This window comes from Peptococcus simiae (genome assembly GCF_046569735.1).
GTDB classification, from domain to species: Bacteria; Bacillota; Peptococcia; order Peptococcales; family Peptococcaceae; genus Peptococcus; species Peptococcus simiae_A.
On the sequence record NZ_JBKICG010000012.1, the window covers coordinates 40,444 to 58,926 of the forward strand.

Genomic DNA, 18,483 nt, shown 5'->3' on the forward strand with positions numbered 1-18,483 from the left:
ATAAATGGAAATCAAATTAAACGATATTCAAAAGGGGATTTGGTATGAAATTGCTAATTCTGAAGATAAATCAATATATAACGAAGGCTTTTATTTAAATTCATCTAAGCAAGTAGATAGGAAAAGATTTGAAGAAGCATTTTATTCAGTATTAAAAAAATATCCCAGGCTAGGCATAGGATTTGATCTAAATGTAGAAGGTGAGGTCGTTCCTGTAACAAATAAAATAAACTACAGTATTTTTGAGTATTTATATTCAAAAACATTAGTTGAAGCTAAACAACTAGCTCAAAGACTGGTTAAAGATACTTACTTTGACCTAAAAAAAGGCTATCTTTTCAGATGGTTTTTTATTGACTGTGAAGAATCAAAGCAACAACTTATTGTATGTGTATTTCATCATATAATTTGTGATGGAGCATCTATTCAAGAATTAGTGCAGAATATTTATCATGAATATTGTATAGATAATTATAAAGTTACCATAACTAATACTTATTCAGATAAAAACTATGAAAGTTCAAGTAAGTATTGGGAAGAGTATCTAAAAAATTGGAATTATAAAAACAATGCTCTTCAAACGGAATTTTTAAAGGGAAATGTTTCGACTGATGCTTTCAAAATAAGGATTGAGGAAATAACAAAAATTGCAGAAGATCATAATGTAAGGAGATCGGCAATATATTTATCTTCTATAGGCGGTGCGATAAGAAATGTTTTTGGTATTAAAGAACCATTGTTAGGTATACCAGCTGCTATTAATGAAAGTTCAATTAATAATATAGGGCAACGTAGTTCTTTGGTTTTTATTGTTAATAGATATAACTCTGATATACATGAAGATATATTGCAGCAAAGTAAGGATTTATTACTTGGAATGGTAAATTCTATGCCATTATCAAGGATAATATCAGTAGCAAATATAAAAACAGATAATCGATTTGAAGCTAATATTCCACAAATTGTAGTTACCATAATTCCGTATTCATTAAGAAAATTAGAATGCTTTGATTGGGGAGTGGATTCCTGGGAATATTTGTTAGGAGGAGACCGTTACCCTATTCTCATTTCAATATTCGAAGATGAAGAATTTGCTGATATAAATATTCAGTCCCATTATACTTTAGAAGAATCAAATAATATTAATAAAACTATTTTAAATTATATGGTTTCGTATATTAAAAACGCAGGTGAGTATTTTAAGAAGATAGCTACTTGTTCATTTGATAATATAAAAAAATATCAAGAAATAAATGTTTCAAATGAACTCCCTTATTCTATTAGACAAAGTGCCTTGGAAATGTATTTAAAAAGGGAAGAAAATTCCATATGTATAGAGGAGGATGAAGAAGTATATTCAACGAGCTTTTTAAATTCTGCCGTAGCATATTATATAAATACATGGGAACAGGCAGATTACAAAATAGTGACTGTTGCAATAAAAGAAAAAAGATTGTGGGCAACAGTTGCAGCTATGATAGCTGCATTTATATCTGGAAGACGATTTGTCATATTATCTGACAATGAAAAACTTTCGGAAAGAGATCAATATATTATTGAAAATTCTAGTGCAGATATTCTTGTTTCAAACACAAGTTATGATTATGATATTCCATATGTTATTATAACAAAAGACTTTGATAATTATAATTTAAAGAAAACAGACGAATATTCTATTTTAACATCAGATGCATATTTGGTTTATACTTCAGGCACTACTGGTAAACCTAAGGGGGTTAGAATTGGACCAGATACAGTAATGCAATTAGTAAAAAACACTAAAAAGTATCTGTCTAATGAAAAATCACGCATTTATCAATTTACAGAGCATACCTTTGATGTTTTCATACAAGAGGTTTTTTATACTATTTTAACTGGAGGTGCTCTTATCTCTGAATCAGGAGTATTAAATAGTGAGTTGCCTAAATTACCTAGAATATTAGAAATGAAAAAAATCGATAGTCTATTTTTACCTTATGCTGCATTATCTGCCCTTGCGACATCTACGAAAGATGCTGCAAAATATTTATCCAAACTAGATGTAATATTTGTAACAGGAGAGCAGTTAATAATTACGCCTCCGATTAGGAAATTATTTATAAATTGTAGAGTTCGTTTAGTTAATATGTATGGTCCTTCTGAGACTCATGTTTGCTCATTTTTTGAATTACCTAAAAGTCCATCTATTTGGGAAAAAGAGCCATCTATTGGAAAGCCGGCTTATGGATATGATTTTTTAGTAATATCGCCTTCAGGTTTACCTGTAGCCACTGGAGTTCCTGGTGAATTGGTTGTATTGGGGAAAAATATTCTTAATGGATATATAAGTAAAAATGAAAATTCTGTTAGTAATATGAATTCTTCTTATAGGACAGGTGATATGGTAGTATGCAATAATGAGGGTTACTATAGTTTTTTAGGGAGAAATGATGATCAATTAAAAATTAGTGGTCATAGAATTCACTTGGGTGCCATCGAAGCTATGTTATCTGAAATATCAGGATTTCCAATAGTGGTTTCAGCAGTTTCTCAAGCGAATAAAACAATAATTATAGGACATTATGAAGAAGGTTTATCTAAATATAAAAAGGAAGAATTGCTGGAATTATTTAGAAATAAAATGCCTAATTATATAGCTCCTAAAATAATGATGCAGTGTAAGTCCTTTCCTAAAGGACGAACTGGTAAGATTGACAGGAAATCTCTTTTGAATAGAGCTAAAGAATATTTAGAAATTAATAAGCACATATCGGGAATAGAATTGAATGTTGATGAGTATCAATTTGTGAAAAAAATTTGGGAAAAAGTATTAAGTATCCCAGTTAATGTAGGAAATAAATCGTTATTTGATTTAGGTGGCACATCTTTAGATGCTTTACAAATATATGGAGCTATTTCTGAGAAATACGATATTGATTTTAGTGTATTAATGAAAATACCTACTATACAAAATATGTCATCTGTTCTTAAAAATAAAAAACAAATGGAAAGTCTTGATCTTGAAAAATATTTAAATAGATTCTCAATACCGTCAATTGTAGGCTCACAAAAGAGAAAACATGAGGACTTGACTCTTATTACTGGTAGTACGGGATTTCTTGGTGCACATTTATTATCAAGTATAATTTCCAAGGGTAACAAAGCAAGAGTTCTTGTAAGAGGAGACAATGCTAATCATGCAAAGAGAAGATTGAAAGAGAAATTTGATTTATATGAATTAGATTGGAACGAGGATCTTATAGATGTAATTCCAGGAGATTTAACAAATGATGATGACGTTGCTAAATTTGTATCTAAACCAGCATCTAGATTAATACATGCGGCTGCAGAAATAAATTTTATTAAATCCTTTGAAGAAATAGTAGATAGTAATGTTAAAGGAACATATAAACTACTAAAAAGTTGTAGCCACATGCAAATACCATTAGTTTACGTATCAACGACAGCTGTTTTTCCTTCAAATGATACACTTAAAGAGGTTACAGAATCTGATAAGCCTGGCTCATCAGATAATTTATTGTTTGGATATCCTCAGTCAAAATGGGTGGCAGATAAACTAGTTGAAAAATTTCAATCAAAAGGTCATGATGTTTATATTGTAAGAGCAGGGCGTATAGGTCCTTCTACTAAAACTGGTTCAATGAGAATGGATGACTTTTTTCTTTTACAACTCAAAACTATCTTGAAACTTAATGCTATTCCTAACTCATTCTTTAATATTAGTGAAGGGATTGATTTAGTACCAGTAGATATTATAGCAGAAGTAATAAGCAATCAAGATTATTTAATGAAACATCCAGTATTGCACATAGTTTTAAATGATAGAATTACTTGGCAAGAAATTATTCAAATTTTAGGAATAAAAGACATGGTTAAAAGAGTAAACTTTAATAACTGGATAAAATTGCTAAAAGAAGATAGTTCAGCAGAATTAAATGTTATTAGGACTTTGATACCATTAATAGAATCTGGTAAGTTAGCTCAAGCATCCTACCCTGTAAGAACAAACTTTGGAGCTGAGTTATCAGAAAAATTTGGAGTTAATCACAATAAAAGTCTAGAGTCATTAATTGAATTAATTAAATTTAAATTAAAACTAGAAAAATAGATGCAATGATTATCAAAAGAGCTAGTTTTAGAAATAATGATTATAGCTCTTTATAATACAATAAAAAGGTATTTAAATGAGCTTAACCCATAAACACTGATATTTAGAACTTTTATTCAAGTGTATATACGATTCTAACAATTCAAAAGAAAGACATATGATAAGGATAAAAAAGTCCATATTTGGGCAAACAAAGAACTTTAAGAATGATGAAATAAATAAAATAAAAAACATGAACATAATAAAGGTACAGGAAGATAAATATTGGCGGTCTTCGGACTGCCTTTATTTTTTTGTAAGTTTGCAGTATTTACTCATGTAATTAAATTAAGAATGAAATAAAATATGGTTGTAAGGAGGTGAGAATATGAAACCTGAAATCGTAGCAATGGGTAATGGTTGCAAACTATGTGCGGGATGTACAGGATGTATGTTCTGTGGTCCTAGTCCAGCAGCTGGTGTAGGTGTAGCTGGTTTTGTAGGATTCTTCTAAGAAGAAGGGGGAAATTCTTGGATAACAAGAATGAGAGTAAAAAGTTATGTTTACTAGTCTCATATATAAATATGACAAATAAAAAAACCTATAATTAATTTTTTATAGTTTTTTAGTCGATTTGTTTTGAGACTAGTAATAACTTTTGATAAGTTTACAGCTAAAAAAGTTTTGTCTGTAGGATGTAGTATTAAGTCGGGGGATATGAAAAGGTGTATTTAAAGGCTAAAAATATAAAAGCAATTGAAAAACAAAAAAATGCCAATATTTTGGTTGTTGAAAATAGATATGAGAAAATGGGTGAATCTCTTTATAGAATAAATAATGATGCAACAAACATAATACTTTGGTTAGATGGAAATCATACATTTGATGAAATTGCTAAAAAGATGTGTGATAATAATACGAGCTTAATTGAAGAAGCTAAAATTAATTTAAATGAATTTTTAAATTCTTTAATTCTCAATTATGGCATTGTTATTGATAGATTAGAAAATCCGAGATATGATGAAATAAGGGTTTTAGGAAATGGTAAAACACAGTACCCATCAGCAATATCTATTGAAATAACACATACTTGTAATGTAAAGTGCTTACATTGTTATGGTGAATATTCATGCTATAATAAATTTAAAGACAATACTGAATCGATATTTAAAGTACTAGAAGATGCAAGAAGATCTGGTACTAGAGTAGTAGAATTTACGGGTGGAGAAGTTACCTGTCATCCAAGATTTCTTGATATTTTAGACAAGGCATATTCTTTAAATTATCATTTAGTAAGTATTTTATCAAATGGAACAAACTGGAATGAAGACTTGTTTAATGAAATATATAAAAATAGGGACAAGACGGTAGTACAAATAGATCTACATGGAGACAATGACGATTATATTAATTGGTTTATGGGTTCTAGAATAAAAAACATTTCGAATATCATAAAAAGAAATATAGTTAGGATTCACAAAATGGGAATATATATGAGAATTGTAACTATGATAACACCGAATAATATAGATCAATTAGAAAATATTGCTGATTGGATTCATGAAAATGGCATAGAGACTTATGGTTTATCTTCAATTATACCAATGGGAAGAGCTGCTTTAAAAGACAATAATAATTTATTATTAAAAACTAAAGAAGATTCTGAAAAACTGAATGAAGTTATTTCAAAAATAAATAATAAGTATGGATATGGTTTTCTATATCAAGTAAAGGACGGAGATCCAAACGTTAAAAATTGTGGAGCATTTACAAGAAATCCATCTATTACTCCAGAGGGAGATATTAAATTTTGTGCTATGGATGATCAAACACTTATAAAAAGCTTTGGCAATGTATTTAATACTGATATCGGTAAGCTATACACAGAAAATTATAAAATATTAGATTTGATAAGAAATATAGAAGCACCTAGCTATGTAAATTCCGAGTGTGAAAATTGTGAGAAGAAATTTTTTTGTAGTGAATGCATTATAAGACTAACTATATGAAGTCAAGGAGAAAATAAAAAAATATTTGAAAATAATTTATGAGATAGAAATACACTAAAAATATTAAAAATAAGCATAGGAAATAAAGCTAGTGATTTTAGCTTAAAAAATCAACTAACTTTGTGGTACAAATTGGCAATTTTCCTTTAGAAGTTTAAATATAACTCTAACAAGTTTTTTTGCAGTATGAGAAAGGACGACATAATGATGTTTGCCTTCAGATTTCTTTTTCTGATAATATAAAGCAAAAGTTTCATCATTCATAGCTACAAGCCTTGCAGCATTTAAAAGAGCCCATCTTAAATGAGGTGAACCTCTTTTAACCATAGAAACATCCTTAGCGACAAACTTACCTGATTGGTGAGTGCCAGGATCTAGACCAGCAAATGCAAGTAGTTGACCATCATTATCAAACCTGTTGATGTCAACAATTTCAGCTAAAATGATAGAAGCTAAATTGTAAGAAATACCAGGAATAGTCATAAGAGGAGACTGAATTTGATCCATAATAAACTTGATTTTATCTTCTAAAACTTTAAACTTAGAAGAATAAAAATTAATCAAGTCAATAGTTTGAACGAGTTCAAAGCTAATAGCATCAGAATCAGAACCAATAGACTTAGCTGCAGCTTTTTTAATACAAATAGCCTTATCCTTGCCGTACTTACCACTAGAATTAGCCATAAGAACATTAGTAAGTTTAGTAAGATGAGCATTTGCAATAAGCTCTTTAGAAGGAAACATCCTAAGCATAGCCAAAGTAGACTTTTGAGTAACAGAATAAACACAAGATTCAAGTTCAGGAAAAATAATATTAACAATCCTAGAAATTGAAATCTTAAGCTTAGATAATTGCGCTTTAAGTCTAGATCTGTATCTAGTAAGTGATTTAAGCTCCGAAATATGATAAGATAAATCTAGGTGGGGTTTAGCATCACTGGCAGATAACATAAGAGCAATTAACTTAGCATCAATTTTATCAGTTTTAGTCTTTCTAAGCGTATGAGCTTTTCTGAAAAGATTAATTTGAAGTGGATTGAAGATAACAGGATTAAAACCATATTCAACTAAGAAATTGATCAAGTTTAAAGAATAATGTCCAGTAGCTTCAAGCCCCACTTTTACATTATCAGAAGTCTCAGGCAAAAAAGATAAAAGCAAATTGAAACCATCTATATTATTATCAAAAGAAAAAGAATCCTTAATAACATTTCCATCTGAATCACAAATATAGCAATCATGCTTATCCTTAGCAACATCGATACCAACTAAAATCATAAAAAATATCCCTTCAAATAAAATTGGCTGTGATATCCACAAAAACTATGTATCGTATCCTTGCTCGATATAAAACGTCAGGCGTTATCTAACTCATAAACAAATAAACATAGAAATGTGGTTGTAGCCTTATTAAAATAGTCAAAAGCTATAGGAGACTTAAACAATCCACAAGCCTATGATTATCATATAGTAAAAAATGAAAAATGAACACTATTTACTATGTGTTCATTATACAAGGGGACTCATTGGAGCAAAAGAAATAGGAGTAGAAAATTGTGCTTGGTTTAATAATAAGTTAAATGATGAGTTTAGGAGGCTTTTAATATGAATGTAATCGAAGTAAAAAACATGAGCAAAAACTTTAAAAATAAAAAGCTATTCAACAGTTTTTCTTTAGAAATTGAAGAAAATACAGTGCATGCAATAGTAGGTCCTAATGGTTCTGGAAAAACTTCGCTTCTGAGAATATTAACGAATTTATATTATGAAGATAATGGAAAAGTTATCGTTAAGGGAAATCATGCAATGCTTTTAGAGAATGATTATTTGTATGAAGATAAGACTGGAATAGAAAATATAAAATTATATGGTTTATATTTTGGATATGAGCCTGTAAATTACAAAAAATATTCTGAGCTTCTTCAAATAACAAATGATTTAGATAGGAAAGTATCAACATATTCTAAGGGAATGAAAAGGAAATTATCTTTATTAATTATTGTAATGATGAATAGGGAGATAATATTTTTAGATGAGGTAACTAGTGGGGTAGATCCAATATCAAGAGTTGAGATTAGAAAACTCATAAAATTACTAAAGGATGAAGGTAAGACCATAGTAATTACTAGTCATGACCTCTCAGAAATTGAAAAGATAGCTGATAAAGTATCTATGATTAAATCAGGAGAGTTACTTTTTACAAAGAATATTGGAGAAATTAAGGGAGAGAGCTTAGAAGATTTATTTATAGAGGAAGGTACAAAATGAAAAATAAGATGAATATTAATAGAGCCTGTAGGTACTATTTAAGTAAAGACAAGGATTTTATTTTAAATTTATTATTATTTACTTTGATTTCTCTTGGCTTTATTTTTTTACTATATAAGGGGATGTTTGATTCTAGAGGAAATGATTATATTATATTAATGCTATATGTACTAATGCTTGGAATTTCATTAATTATGTCTAATTCTATGGTTGTTAATTTGACAGTCAAGGATAAACTAAATAAACGTATTGAATTTATTCTAGCATCAGGAATTAATATAAAAGATGTGATTAAAGCCTATGCAATAGAAATGTGGAGACTATCTTCTATTGTTCCATTTTTATTATTTTTCCTAACTTATGTCCTAGTAGACTTTAAAATCGAATTTAAGTGGATTGTAGGCATATTTGTTACAATGATAGGAATGACTTACTTTGAAATACTATTTTTTAACCTTATAAGCTTATCCCAAAAAAACTTCAAGTTTTTCAAAAATATAGTTTTCTTTGGAACAACAATTTTAATTTACATGATAGGCACTTTTTCAGAGAAGATTCTATCATTAATAGAAAGATATAATCTAAATCTTATTTATATCATTCTAGGTATAAATATTGGCTTAGGATTAATCTTTGCAGTTTTTTCTATGAAAGATTTGTCTAAGATAAACAATGAATCTATAATTAATAAAGAAGGGTCATGGTCATGAAGTTAGTAATTAACGATTTAAGAAAGCTTTTAGATAAAAATGCCTTATTAATGTCTCTTATGGCACTAATCTGCTCCTTTATGGCTCTATTTTTTGCTGATGGAGGAAGCCAAGAGATAAATAAGGTCATCAATACAATTAAAATTGATGGGATTTTAATACTTTTTGTAATGTTTGGAGTAGAACTCGCTAAAAATACCTTGGTATCAGATAAGATTAGCAAAAAGCTTGAATTTTTACTTGCAAATGGACTTTCTATAAAAAAAATTCTAGCCAAATATTTGTTTAGTATTTATTTAGGGGCTTTGATAATAGTCCTTCCAAGCCTTGTATTAAACCTAGTTAAACTTGATCTAAGCTTAACCATTGGTATAAACTTAATTTTATCAAGTTTTCTTTACACTCTAATAATAGTTTTTGTAATTCTTAATACTAGAAACATGAATAAAATAAATTCTCTCCAAATTCGGTTGATAGGACTATCTTTAGCTATTATGATAACATCTGCCATTGTATATAATTTTACAAACTCCTTTACATTTTATTTTCTTACTAAGTTTATTATCTTAGCTTCAATTATTATATTTTTGGGTATTAATATTAATAAAGAAAGGATTGTAATTAGTTACTATTAGATATGTATAAGAAATTAGAAAAAATTGTAATAAGCCATTTAATGATAATTTTATTTTGGGGTCTTCTTTTTAAAAACAATTTGTTAGTAAAAGAGGGCCCAATTTTAAATGCAGTTTCACTTATATTATTTTTCACCTTGTATGGACTTATATACACAGAAATTTCGAATAAAAAAATACCGGAATTTGTTTCCATTTTGGTTGTTTTTACTTCTCTTTTGCCGTTGAGCCTTATTTTAATAAATAATCTACACTATAAAGTCTCCTTTGCCATTATTAGTATTGCTTCAACATGCCTGTTTATTAAAAAATACATGGATATAGAGAGTTTTAAATATATAAACATCTTACCAATATCAAGAAAATCTACACAAACATTTACTATCAAACTAGTATTTTTTATTTTTGTGGTAATTTACTTATTTGATATAGATACGGCAATGATAAATATATTTACTCAAATAGTTTTTCTTATTACAGAATTTTTCTTTATCTTATTTTTAAAGGAGAAAGAGTTAGCTTTTGAGAAAACCTTCAAACTTTATTACCTATCAGACTATATGGCGAGCGAAAGAGATGAATTTGCAAGAATTATTCATGACGATATTTTGCAAGATATATATGCAAGTAAAAATTACTTATCTTCAAAAAATCCTGATATAGAATATTCTAAAAATATCCTAAGAGAACTTGAGGAAAAAGCACGAAATATAATGAAATTCTACCAATCTTCTTTATTTGAAAAAGCAAATTTGGAAACATCTCTATTAGCTATATTTGATAATGTAGCTTCACTATATCCAGATAAAAATATTGAAATTACTAAATATATCGATAGTGATATGACAGAGGATAAAAGATTAATTAGGTTGATTTCAATAATATCAAAAGAACTTATAAATAATGTATATAAGCATTCCGATGCTAAATATTTATCTTATAAACTTTATAAAAAAGGAAATTTTGTATATATAGAAATGGAAAGTGATGGCGCAAGATCAGATGATTTTAATAAAATTAAGGAATCTAAAAGAGGGGTTTTGCTGCTTAAACTTTTGATAGATTCAAATTCAGGAAATATTTCCTATGGATTAAACAAGGGAATACTTACAACAAGAGTTAGCTTGGAGGTGGAAAAAGATGAAAATTATTTTGCTTGATGACCATAAATTATTTGGTGGATCTCTTAAGATGCTTTTAGAAGAGCAAGAAGAAATTTCATGTGCCTATGTATCAAAAGCCCAAGAGTTTTTAAAAATGATAGAAAAAGAAATCTACGATATTTTCTTAATTGACATAAATTTAAAAGATGATAAGACTGGTCTTGATTTAATTAAAGATTTGATAGATGAAAATCCCAGACAAAAGATAATAGTTTTAACATCTTATGACTTAGATAATTACAAGGATATGGCTTTTAAGTTAGGAGTAAAGGATTTTATAAATAAGTCTGTTGAAATAGAAGAACTCTTAGCAAGAATAAATAATGTATATAAAGGAAACTATAAGAAAATAGATAAATACATTGTTGATCCACTGACTAAACGAGAGATAGAAGTACTGGAAGAATTAATAAAGGGGTCAAGCAAAAAAGATATTGCCAAGAAGCTTTTTATCAGTGAGAGGACCCTTTATAATCATATAGCAAATATATATGATAAATTACAATCTAAAAATATTGTTGAAGCCTATAATAAGGCTATGGAGCTTGGCTATATATATCCGGTTATGTAAGATTATATGATTAAAACTTATTTGGAGATTATATTTTATGATTTATGAAAACTCTCATAGATATAAAAACTGAGATTAAACATCTTGCCAACTTATTATAATCGTAGAAATAAAAAAAGTGAGGGATGTTTATGTTAAAACAAGTTCTAGATATAATAATTTTATATTTACTAATATATTTGTTTGGAGCATATATTATTTTTCTAGTGAAGTCTGTGATATATGGAAAAGAAAAAGTTTATGGTTGTTCAAAGCCTACACTAATGGAAAAAATTTTTATAGGATGCTAACAAGTGTTTCATACTTTAAAAATTAATATTGATTTTAAATTTGATAGGATTGTACTCTTATTAAAATTTTGCAGTAGCTTATATTAAATTAACAGTATAGAAGCAGCAAAAAGATAGAAATTTGGTGGAAAACACAAATATTGGTGGTCTTCGGACTGCCTTTATTTTTTTTGTATTTATGTTTTAGAAAAGTGAATAATATTATGAAAAAAGTGAAGGTTTATGATATAATATAACTGATACAGAATTCATGAATGGAGAGATAGTCATGTTAAAAATCAGCTATAAAAAGCTATTTAAAAAAATGATTGACCTAGATTTAAATAATACAGAATTAATGGAAAAAACAAATATTAGTAGAAGTACATTTTATAAAATGAAAAATGGGGAGAATATTACAACTGACGTATTGTTAAGAATATGTGAAGGATTAAATTGTAATCTTTACGAAATTATGGAGTTAGTTAAAGATGAAAATAATTGATTATGTTTTAAATAAGACAAATGAATATATTAAGATTGCATCTAAAGAAACTCGAAAAAGAATAGGACAATTTTTTACTAGTAAAGAAACAGCAATATTCATGGCATCTTTATTTGACTTAAATATTAAAAGAGATGAGATATCTATTCTTGACCCAGGAGCTGGCTCTGGAATTCTTTCTGCGGCACTAATTCAGAGAATTATTGATAGCAAAATGATAAAAAAGATAAATTTAACATGTTATGAAACAGATGAAGACATTGTAAATTTGTTGGAAGCTAATTTATATTGGGTAAAGGAAAATTCAAATATAGATATAGAATATAGAATTATAGATAAGAATTATATTATAAGTCAGGATTATGAATACAATAATTTCTTAGGAATGTATAACAATGTTAAAAAATATGATTTAGTTATATGTAATCCACCATATAAGAAAATTGGTAAAAAAGACAGAGAAGCAATTATAATGTCAGATGTTTGTTATGGTTCTCCTAATTTATATTTTCTTTTTATGCAAATGTCAAGTTTCAATCTAAAAGAAAATGGGGAACTGGTATTTATTGTTCCAAGATCTTGGACATCTGGAGCATACTTTAAAAAATTTAGAGAAGAATTTTTAGAAGAAATGTCATTGGAGCATATACATTTATTTACGAGTAGAGATAAGGTTTTTGATAAAGAATCTGTCTTACAAGAAACTATGATAATAAAGGCTAAAAAGACAAGAATACCCCCTGAATTTATAACAATCACATCTAATAATGGAAATTTTGATTTTAAAAATACAACAATTTTTGAAGCAGATTATGATTTAGTTGTTTCTAAAAAAAATAAATATATATATTTAATTACAAATGAAGAAGAAGCAAATACAATAAAACAAGTAAAAGAGTGGAAAGATACTTTGCCAAGCTTGGGATTAAAAATGAAAACAGGATTAACTGTGGATTTTAGAAATAGTGAAGTATTGAGAGATAGATCTGAAGAAGAAGCAGTACCCTTATTCTATTCTCAGCATATAAAGGATGGAAAAGTTGTTTTTCCAATGGGTAAGGATAATGAATATATTTTAAATTCAAAAAAGGGGTTATTACAAGAGAATAAAAATTATTTATTTGTAAAGAGATTTACATCTAAAGAAGAAAAGAGACGACTACAATGTGGAGTCTATTTAGCAAAAAAATATCCAGAGTATGAAAAGATAAGCACTCAAAATAAATTAAATTTTATAACTGGATTTGAAAATTTATCTGAGTGTTTAGTATATGGATTATATGTGGTTCTAAATTCCACTTTATATGATCAGTATTATAGAATTTTAAATGGTTCAACTCAAGTTAATTCAACAGAAATTAATTCTATGCCAGTTCCTCCACTAGAATACATTGAGAATATGGGAAAAGATTTGATAAAGGTAAAAGATATGTCAGAAAAAACATGTGATGAAATATTAGGGAGATATATTTATGTCTAAATTAGAAGAAGCAAAAGAGCTTTTAAAGGAAATGCAAGTACCAGAAAGACAACAGTCGGATTTATGTGGATATGTTATATTGGCTCTAGCTAATATTAAGGATAAAGATTTATGGTGCAATGCAACTAATAATTGGATAAGGATACATGATATTATATTATTTATATCGGAGAATTATGGTCTTGCATATGCTGAAAATAGTAGAGAGACATTTCGAAAACAGGCAATACACCACTTTAGAAATGCTGCTTTTATAGAAGATAATGGAAAAGCGACAAATAGTCCGAATTATAGATATAGGTTAACAGATGAAATGTTAGGATTGGTAAAGACATATAAGACTGATGATTGGGAAAAATGCAAACTAGACTTTTTAAGTAATCATGATACTTTAATGGATTTGTATAAATCTAAAAAATCCATGAAGAAAATGCCAGTAAATATAAATGGAAACGAATTTAAATTTTCACCAGGCAAGCACAATCAACTTCAAAAGCTAATTATTGAAGAATTTGCTCCACGATTCGCTGAGAATTCTGAATGTTTATATGTTGGTGACACAATTCAAAAGGATTTGGTAAAAAATGAGGAGAAACTAAAAGAACTCGGTTTTGAGATAACACTCCATGATAAAATGCCTGATGTAGTTTTGTATTCTGAAGACAAGGATTGGATTTACTTTATTGAGTCAGTAACATCTGTTGGACACATGACACCTAAAAGGATGTTAGAAATTGAAGAAATGACTAAGGATGTTAAATCAGGGAAAATATATGTAACTGCATTTTTAGACTTTAAAACTTTTAAGAGGTTTTCTGATTCATTGGCATGGGAAACAGAAGTGTGGATTGCTGATTTACCTGATCATATGATTCATTTGAATGGAGATAAGTTTTTAGGACCGAGAAAATAGGGGGTAATAATAGAATGGAAAAAAGAGATAAATTGTTGATTGAAAGTCTTAATGATATTGATATTACTCCAACTATGGAGAAAAATGCTAGAGAGAAATACAAGGCTATTTCTGAGTATTTAAATGGGCATGATCTTGAATCTGATTTTTATCCACAAGGTTCTTTTTTGTTAGGAACTGTCATAAGACCATATAGAGATGGAAAAGATAAGAATTACGATTTAGATATTTTAGCTTTATTAAAAAAAGAAAAATCAAATACAGATCCACAAAGTACAAAAAATGATGTTGGTGATTGTATAAAAAGTAGTGAATTATATAAGTCTAAATTATCAAAAGAAGATAAAAACTGCTGGACTTTAGAGTATGCAGAGGTATCAGGGGGAGTAGGATTTAATCTAGATATTGTTCCTTGTGTTAATGAGGAAGAAAATATTATGACTGAAATTGTTAATTCAGGTGTAGATTTAAATTATGTATTTAAGACTGTATCAATAACTGAGAAAGAAGATAGTAATTATTCATGGTTGACTAGCAATCCTTTAGGATTTGGTGATTGGTTTAAAGATATTAGCGAAAGGTTTATTTCAACAGAAATGAAAATAGAACAGTTTCACAATTTTCCTGTCGAGCTAAGAGAAATATATAATAAAGTAGAGAATATACCAAATTACTATTATAGATCAAATTTACAAAGAGCAGTACAGGTTGTAAAAAGACATAGGGATATATTTTATGATAGAAGTATGAATGTTAAATCTAAGCCATCTTCTATTTTAATAACAGCTTTGATAGCAGACTCTGTTAAAGATGAGTTCAATTTATCTATTATAGATATAATAAAAGTGTTTATTCATAAATTCAAGAACAAGCAAATATCTATAATGGTAGATAATAAAATTTTAAATCCTGTTGATTTGAGAGAAGATTTTATAAGTAGTATATCTGAATCGGAAAAGAATATTATGAATAGTTGGATAGCTGACTTATCAAATTTTATAAGTATAGATTCAGAGGTAGAATTTAAAAAATCTATTCATAATGACTTTAATTCAAAGATGTACTCAGATGCGTTTTATAATGTAAATATTGTAAACCCAACGAAGCCATGGAGATATAGTGAATAATATAAGAGAGCAAATCAATGACTTATTAAAACAACAAACAGAATTGCAGGTAAATTACAAAGAATCAAATATATGTATATACGGAAAATATCATTATTCCTTAAAACATAATGATGTGATTTTAGATGGGGTCAAGGATATTAAAATAGAAATGGATTATGAGTATCCCATTAGTATTCCAAAAGTATATATCTTCAACTTAAAAGAGGAACTAGAACATGTATATAAAGATAATAGTATTTGCTTAGCAACTGTTGGGGAGATACTTCAATATCTTATTGATAAACCCTCAATTTCAGAATTTTTAAATAGATTTTTAGATCCGTTTATATTTTCGGCAGATTGGCATCTTAAATATGGAGTATTTCCATTTGGGGAAAGGAAACATGGATATGAGGGTTTATTAAGTTATTATACGGAAGAGTGGGGATTAACAAAAGAACAGTACATTAAAATGGTATTTTTAATTTACCATAATAAATACAAAGGTCATTTACCTTGTTTTTGCAATTCGGGTTTTAAATTGAGAAATTGCCATGGTAGATATATACTTCCAATTGTTAAAAATCAAAGATTAAGAAATACCTTTTTAATAGAATCTATAATGATATTAAATAAGGATGGTAAAGAATATGGGTAAAACACCACAAGATGATAGTCATAATAAGTCTAGAAACTTAGGTTATGTAGTTGATTCATTATCAATATTATTATTAATAATTTCCTTAGTACAAGTTAGATTTTCGATTTTAAATATAAAAATATTGCTCATAATTTCTGCTGTAATTTTATTAATTCAAACAGTAGCAATATATTACAGAAATTATTATTTTGATTTGGGAAATAAAGACAGATTTAATATGTTTCTAGACAACTCATTTGGTAGAAAGATAATACCTTGCTATAATAGCGATGAATATTTTGACAACAAAGATATAGAAACTGGTTTTATTAAAGCTTTAGCAAATACACATCAAAATTCTTTTTTTACATCAAATTTAGCTAAATTGAATAAAAAGGCGTATTACATTTTTTCTTTTATTGTTTTATTTTTATTTGTATATGCAGTTTTTATCAATGGATTAAATGATACAACATCTTTATTGCTTAATTTTATAGTATCAGGTGAGATTATTAATAAGGCTATAAAATATAACTCTCTTTATGATAAAACTAATAATATTTACGAATCATGTAATAGAATATGCTCATCTTACCAAACAAATAATCAAGAAAAATTTTTCGCAGATATTTTTGAAATAATAATTAGTTATGAGAATATAATTTATGAGAGTAAAATTGAACTTTCTCAAAAAATATTTTTAAAAAACAACTTAAAACTCACTTTGGAATGGGAAAAGATTAAAGATGATTATAAAATTTATTCAAAAAGTAGAGAGATTAAAGAGTAATTATCTCTCCACCTCCTTTCCATAATAATTTTCATAGTTTTTCCTATATTGAACAAGATCAGAAAATTGTTCTTTATTCAAAGAATACTCTTGCATAAGGGTGTTCTTTTTTTCTTGCAATTTATCGAGTTTCGTTAATATTTCTTTTGTGTTTGGTAGTTTTTTATAATTTTCTAAAATTTCTTTAGCGGCTATTTTGTAGACAGAAAGTTCACTATAATATTCTTCTGCAAATTGCTTATCATCAGGATTTTTCTTGTGGTATTTATATATTTCACGATACTTATTTATAGTATTTATATTTTCCATATCTTGGGATAAACTCTTCATATCAGTTTCAATTTTCTTTATTTTATCTAACAAGTCTTGTCTATCATCAGCAGATTTTTTGATTAGATCATCGAGTTGAGTGATTGAATTGATTCCTTGCTCTCTCAGCTTAATTATTGAATCAGCCATTGTTTTGATATTGTGTTTTCTTGCCCAGACTTCGTAACCTTTAGATGATTGAGCTTTTTCATTAGTAGATATATCAATAACATTTCCTACTCTTTTTTTAACAGGATTAGCTTTATTTTTAATTGCTAAATCTATTCTTTCTTTGATTTTTTCTTCAGTATAATCTTCTCCGATAGTCTTTGCTCTTGTAAATCTTTGCTTATCTTTATGTCGAAAAGCAATGTGTTTACCAAACTTAATTTCATAATCAAGAGACTTCATATTTTCTAAAAACTCTTCCCACGATTTAGACTTATTAATCATTCTATCTATATCAAATTGCAGTTTAGATTTCCAAGAATTTCCTTTCTTGTTTTGCTCATATTCGTACCAAGATTTACCAGCAGTTTTATATTTTCTCTTGTAAGCTTCATAATATTCATCAATGACTGAGAGCTCATTTTCTTTACATAATTCATCACTTTGATACCTGATTTTATGGTAAGTTTTTTTGTTAGACTGGTAGCATTTACCAGTCTTATAATTAACATTATTAAAAATAATATGGTTATGGATATGCCCTCTATCTATATGAGTTGCAATAACAAATTCATAATCTTCTTTTAAAATTTTCTTACATAATTCCATTCCAATTTCGTGAGCTTTTATAGGATCAACCTCTCCTGGTAGAAAAGATTGGATTAAATGTCTAGCCAAAACTGTACCTTTAGTATCATTGTCTTCTCGTGTTTTCATAAATTGAATATGGGCAGTAGATGGATGACATTTGAATGAAGATACTAAGATTTTTTCATCAGTTTTTTCACTCTTAGTAATGTAATCTATTGCCAAATTTAGAGTTGATTTTATAGGATGTATCTTTGTAATTGCCATA

Annotated in this window: 16 protein-coding genes; 14 read left to right on the plus strand and 2 right to left on the minus strand. The window is 27.8% G+C overall.

Annotation, left to right across the window (positions count from 1 at the left end):
• Positions 1-4 precede the first annotated feature (4 nt).
• The 3 genes from ACLGL1_RS06350 to ACLGL1_RS06360 all read left to right on the plus strand — a co-directional run bounded on the left by ACLGL1_RS06350 (position 5) and on the right by ACLGL1_RS06360 (position 6,097).
• The gene (locus tag ACLGL1_RS06350; RefSeq protein ID WP_411007882.1) at positions 5-4,108 is read left to right on the plus strand and encodes an SDR family oxidoreductase; all 4,104 of its coding nucleotides are present in this window, start codon (positions 5-7) and stop codon (positions 4,106-4,108) included.
• 367 nt (positions 4,109-4,475) lie between these two features.
• Positions 4,476-4,601, plus strand: a complete 126-nt coding sequence (locus ACLGL1_RS06355; RefSeq protein ID WP_012797179.1) for a hypothetical protein — start codon at positions 4,476-4,478, stop codon at positions 4,599-4,601.
• Positions 4,602-4,813: 212 nt separating this feature from the next.
• Complete coding sequence (locus tag ACLGL1_RS06360; protein WP_411007883.1) at positions 4,814-6,097, plus strand: radical SAM/SPASM domain-containing protein; 1,284 nt, start codon at positions 4,814-4,816, stop codon at positions 6,095-6,097.
• A gap of 114 nt (positions 6,098-6,211) precedes the next feature.
• Here ACLGL1_RS06360 and ACLGL1_RS06365 read toward each other — a convergent pair whose 3' ends face one another.
• Positions 6,212-7,375, minus strand: coding sequence for an IS110 family transposase (locus ACLGL1_RS06365; protein WP_411007884.1), 1,164 nt, complete (start codon positions 7,373-7,375; stop codon positions 6,212-6,214).
• A 327-nt stretch (positions 7,376-7,702) separates the two neighbouring features.
• Between ACLGL1_RS06365 and ACLGL1_RS06370 the strand changes: the two genes are divergently transcribed.
• From ACLGL1_RS06370 to ACLGL1_RS06420, 11 genes are all read left to right on the plus strand, one after another.
• Positions 7,703-8,365 (plus strand): ABC transporter ATP-binding protein, encoded by a 663-nt coding sequence (locus ACLGL1_RS06370; protein WP_408978040.1) that lies wholly within the window; start codon positions 7,703-7,705, stop codon positions 8,363-8,365.
• On the plus strand, positions 8,362-9,075 hold the full coding sequence (locus ACLGL1_RS06375) for a hypothetical protein (RefSeq protein ID WP_012797182.1): 714 nt from the start codon (positions 8,362-8,364) through the stop codon (positions 9,073-9,075). The genes ACLGL1_RS06370 and ACLGL1_RS06375 overlap by 4 nt, the downstream gene beginning before the upstream one ends.
• Positions 9,072-9,710, plus strand: coding sequence for a hypothetical protein (locus ACLGL1_RS06380; RefSeq protein ID WP_408978041.1), 639 nt, complete (start codon positions 9,072-9,074; stop codon positions 9,708-9,710). The genes ACLGL1_RS06375 and ACLGL1_RS06380 overlap by 4 nt, the downstream gene beginning before the upstream one ends.
• Before the next feature lie 2 nt (positions 9,711-9,712).
• Positions 9,713-10,870, plus strand: coding sequence for a histidine kinase (locus ACLGL1_RS06385; protein ID WP_019138715.1), 1,158 nt, complete (start codon positions 9,713-9,715; stop codon positions 10,868-10,870).
• Positions 10,851-11,444, plus strand: coding sequence for a response regulator transcription factor (locus tag ACLGL1_RS06390; RefSeq protein WP_408978042.1), 594 nt, complete (start codon positions 10,851-10,853; stop codon positions 11,442-11,444). Before ACLGL1_RS06385 ends, ACLGL1_RS06390 begins: the two co-directional genes overlap by 20 nt.
• Before the next feature lie 558 nt (positions 11,445-12,002).
• Positions 12,003-12,218: a helix-turn-helix domain-containing protein gene (locus ACLGL1_RS06395; RefSeq protein WP_019138712.1), complete on the plus strand. Its 216-nt coding sequence runs from the start codon at positions 12,003-12,005 to the stop codon at positions 12,216-12,218.
• Complete coding sequence (locus tag ACLGL1_RS06400; RefSeq protein WP_408978043.1) at positions 12,205-13,698, plus strand: Eco57I restriction-modification methylase domain-containing protein; 1,494 nt, start codon at positions 12,205-12,207, stop codon at positions 13,696-13,698. The genes ACLGL1_RS06395 and ACLGL1_RS06400 overlap by 14 nt, the downstream gene beginning before the upstream one ends.
• Positions 13,691-14,611 carry a BsuBI/PstI family type II restriction endonuclease gene (locus ACLGL1_RS06405; RefSeq protein WP_019138711.1) on the plus strand — a complete coding sequence of 307 codons (921 nt, stop codon included), beginning with the start codon at positions 13,691-13,693 and terminating at the stop codon, positions 14,609-14,611. Before ACLGL1_RS06400 ends, ACLGL1_RS06405 begins: the two co-directional genes overlap by 8 nt.
• Before the next feature lie 14 nt (positions 14,612-14,625).
• Positions 14,626-15,738: a nucleotidyltransferase gene (locus ACLGL1_RS06410; protein ID WP_408978046.1), complete on the plus strand. Its 1,113-nt coding sequence runs from the start codon at positions 14,626-14,628 to the stop codon at positions 15,736-15,738.
• Positions 15,731-16,378 carry a hypothetical protein gene (locus ACLGL1_RS06415; protein WP_408978047.1) on the plus strand — a complete coding sequence of 216 codons (648 nt, stop codon included), beginning with the start codon at positions 15,731-15,733 and terminating at the stop codon, positions 16,376-16,378. The genes ACLGL1_RS06410 and ACLGL1_RS06415 overlap by 8 nt, the downstream gene beginning before the upstream one ends.
• Positions 16,371-17,150, plus strand: a complete 780-nt coding sequence (locus ACLGL1_RS06420; RefSeq protein ID WP_408978048.1) for a hypothetical protein — start codon at positions 16,371-16,373, stop codon at positions 17,148-17,150. Before ACLGL1_RS06415 ends, ACLGL1_RS06420 begins: the two co-directional genes overlap by 8 nt.
• On the opposite strand, the gene ACLGL1_RS06425 is transcribed toward ACLGL1_RS06420, so the two are convergent.
• The gene (locus tag ACLGL1_RS06425; RefSeq protein WP_408978049.1) at positions 17,151-18,482 is read right to left on the minus strand and encodes a relaxase/mobilization nuclease domain-containing protein; all 1,332 of its coding nucleotides are present in this window, start codon (positions 18,480-18,482) and stop codon (positions 17,151-17,153) included.
• Between the last annotated feature and the right edge of the window lies 1 nt (position 18,483).

Coding starts and splice junctions, on each gene's coding strand:
- ACLGL1_RS06385 (WP_019138715.1), top strand. CDS start 9,713: ATGTATAAGAAATTAGAAAAAATTGTAATAAGCCATTTAATGATAATT.
- ACLGL1_RS06350 (WP_411007882.1), top strand. CDS start 5: ATGGAAATCAAATTAAACGATATTCAAAAGGGGATTTGGTATGAAATT.
- ACLGL1_RS06355 (WP_012797179.1), top strand. CDS start 4,476: ATGAAACCTGAAATCGTAGCAATGGGTAATGGTTGCAAACTATGTGCG.
- ACLGL1_RS06425 (WP_408978049.1), bottom strand. CDS start 18,482: ATGGCAATTACAAAGATACATCCTATAAAATCAACTCTAAATTTGGCA.
- ACLGL1_RS06365 (WP_411007884.1), bottom strand. CDS start 7,375: ATGATTTTAGTTGGTATCGATGTTGCTAAGGATAAGCATGATTGCTAT.
- ACLGL1_RS06400 (WP_408978043.1), top strand. CDS start 12,205: ATGAAAATAATTGATTATGTTTTAAATAAGACAAATGAATATATTAAG.
- ACLGL1_RS06370 (WP_408978040.1), top strand. CDS start 7,703: ATGAATGTAATCGAAGTAAAAAACATGAGCAAAAACTTTAAAAATAAA.
- ACLGL1_RS06375 (WP_012797182.1), top strand. CDS start 8,362: ATGAAAAATAAGATGAATATTAATAGAGCCTGTAGGTACTATTTAAGT.
- ACLGL1_RS06405 (WP_019138711.1), top strand. CDS start 13,691: ATGTCTAAATTAGAAGAAGCAAAAGAGCTTTTAAAGGAAATGCAAGTA.
- ACLGL1_RS06380 (WP_408978041.1), top strand. CDS start 9,072: ATGAAGTTAGTAATTAACGATTTAAGAAAGCTTTTAGATAAAAATGCC.
- ACLGL1_RS06410 (WP_408978046.1), top strand. CDS start 14,626: ATGGAAAAAAGAGATAAATTGTTGATTGAAAGTCTTAATGATATTGAT.
- ACLGL1_RS06390 (WP_408978042.1), top strand. CDS start 10,851: ATGAAAATTATTTTGCTTGATGACCATAAATTATTTGGTGGATCTCTT.
- ACLGL1_RS06420 (WP_408978048.1), top strand. CDS start 16,371: ATGGGTAAAACACCACAAGATGATAGTCATAATAAGTCTAGAAACTTA.
- ACLGL1_RS06395 (WP_019138712.1), top strand. CDS start 12,003: ATGTTAAAAATCAGCTATAAAAAGCTATTTAAAAAAATGATTGACCTA.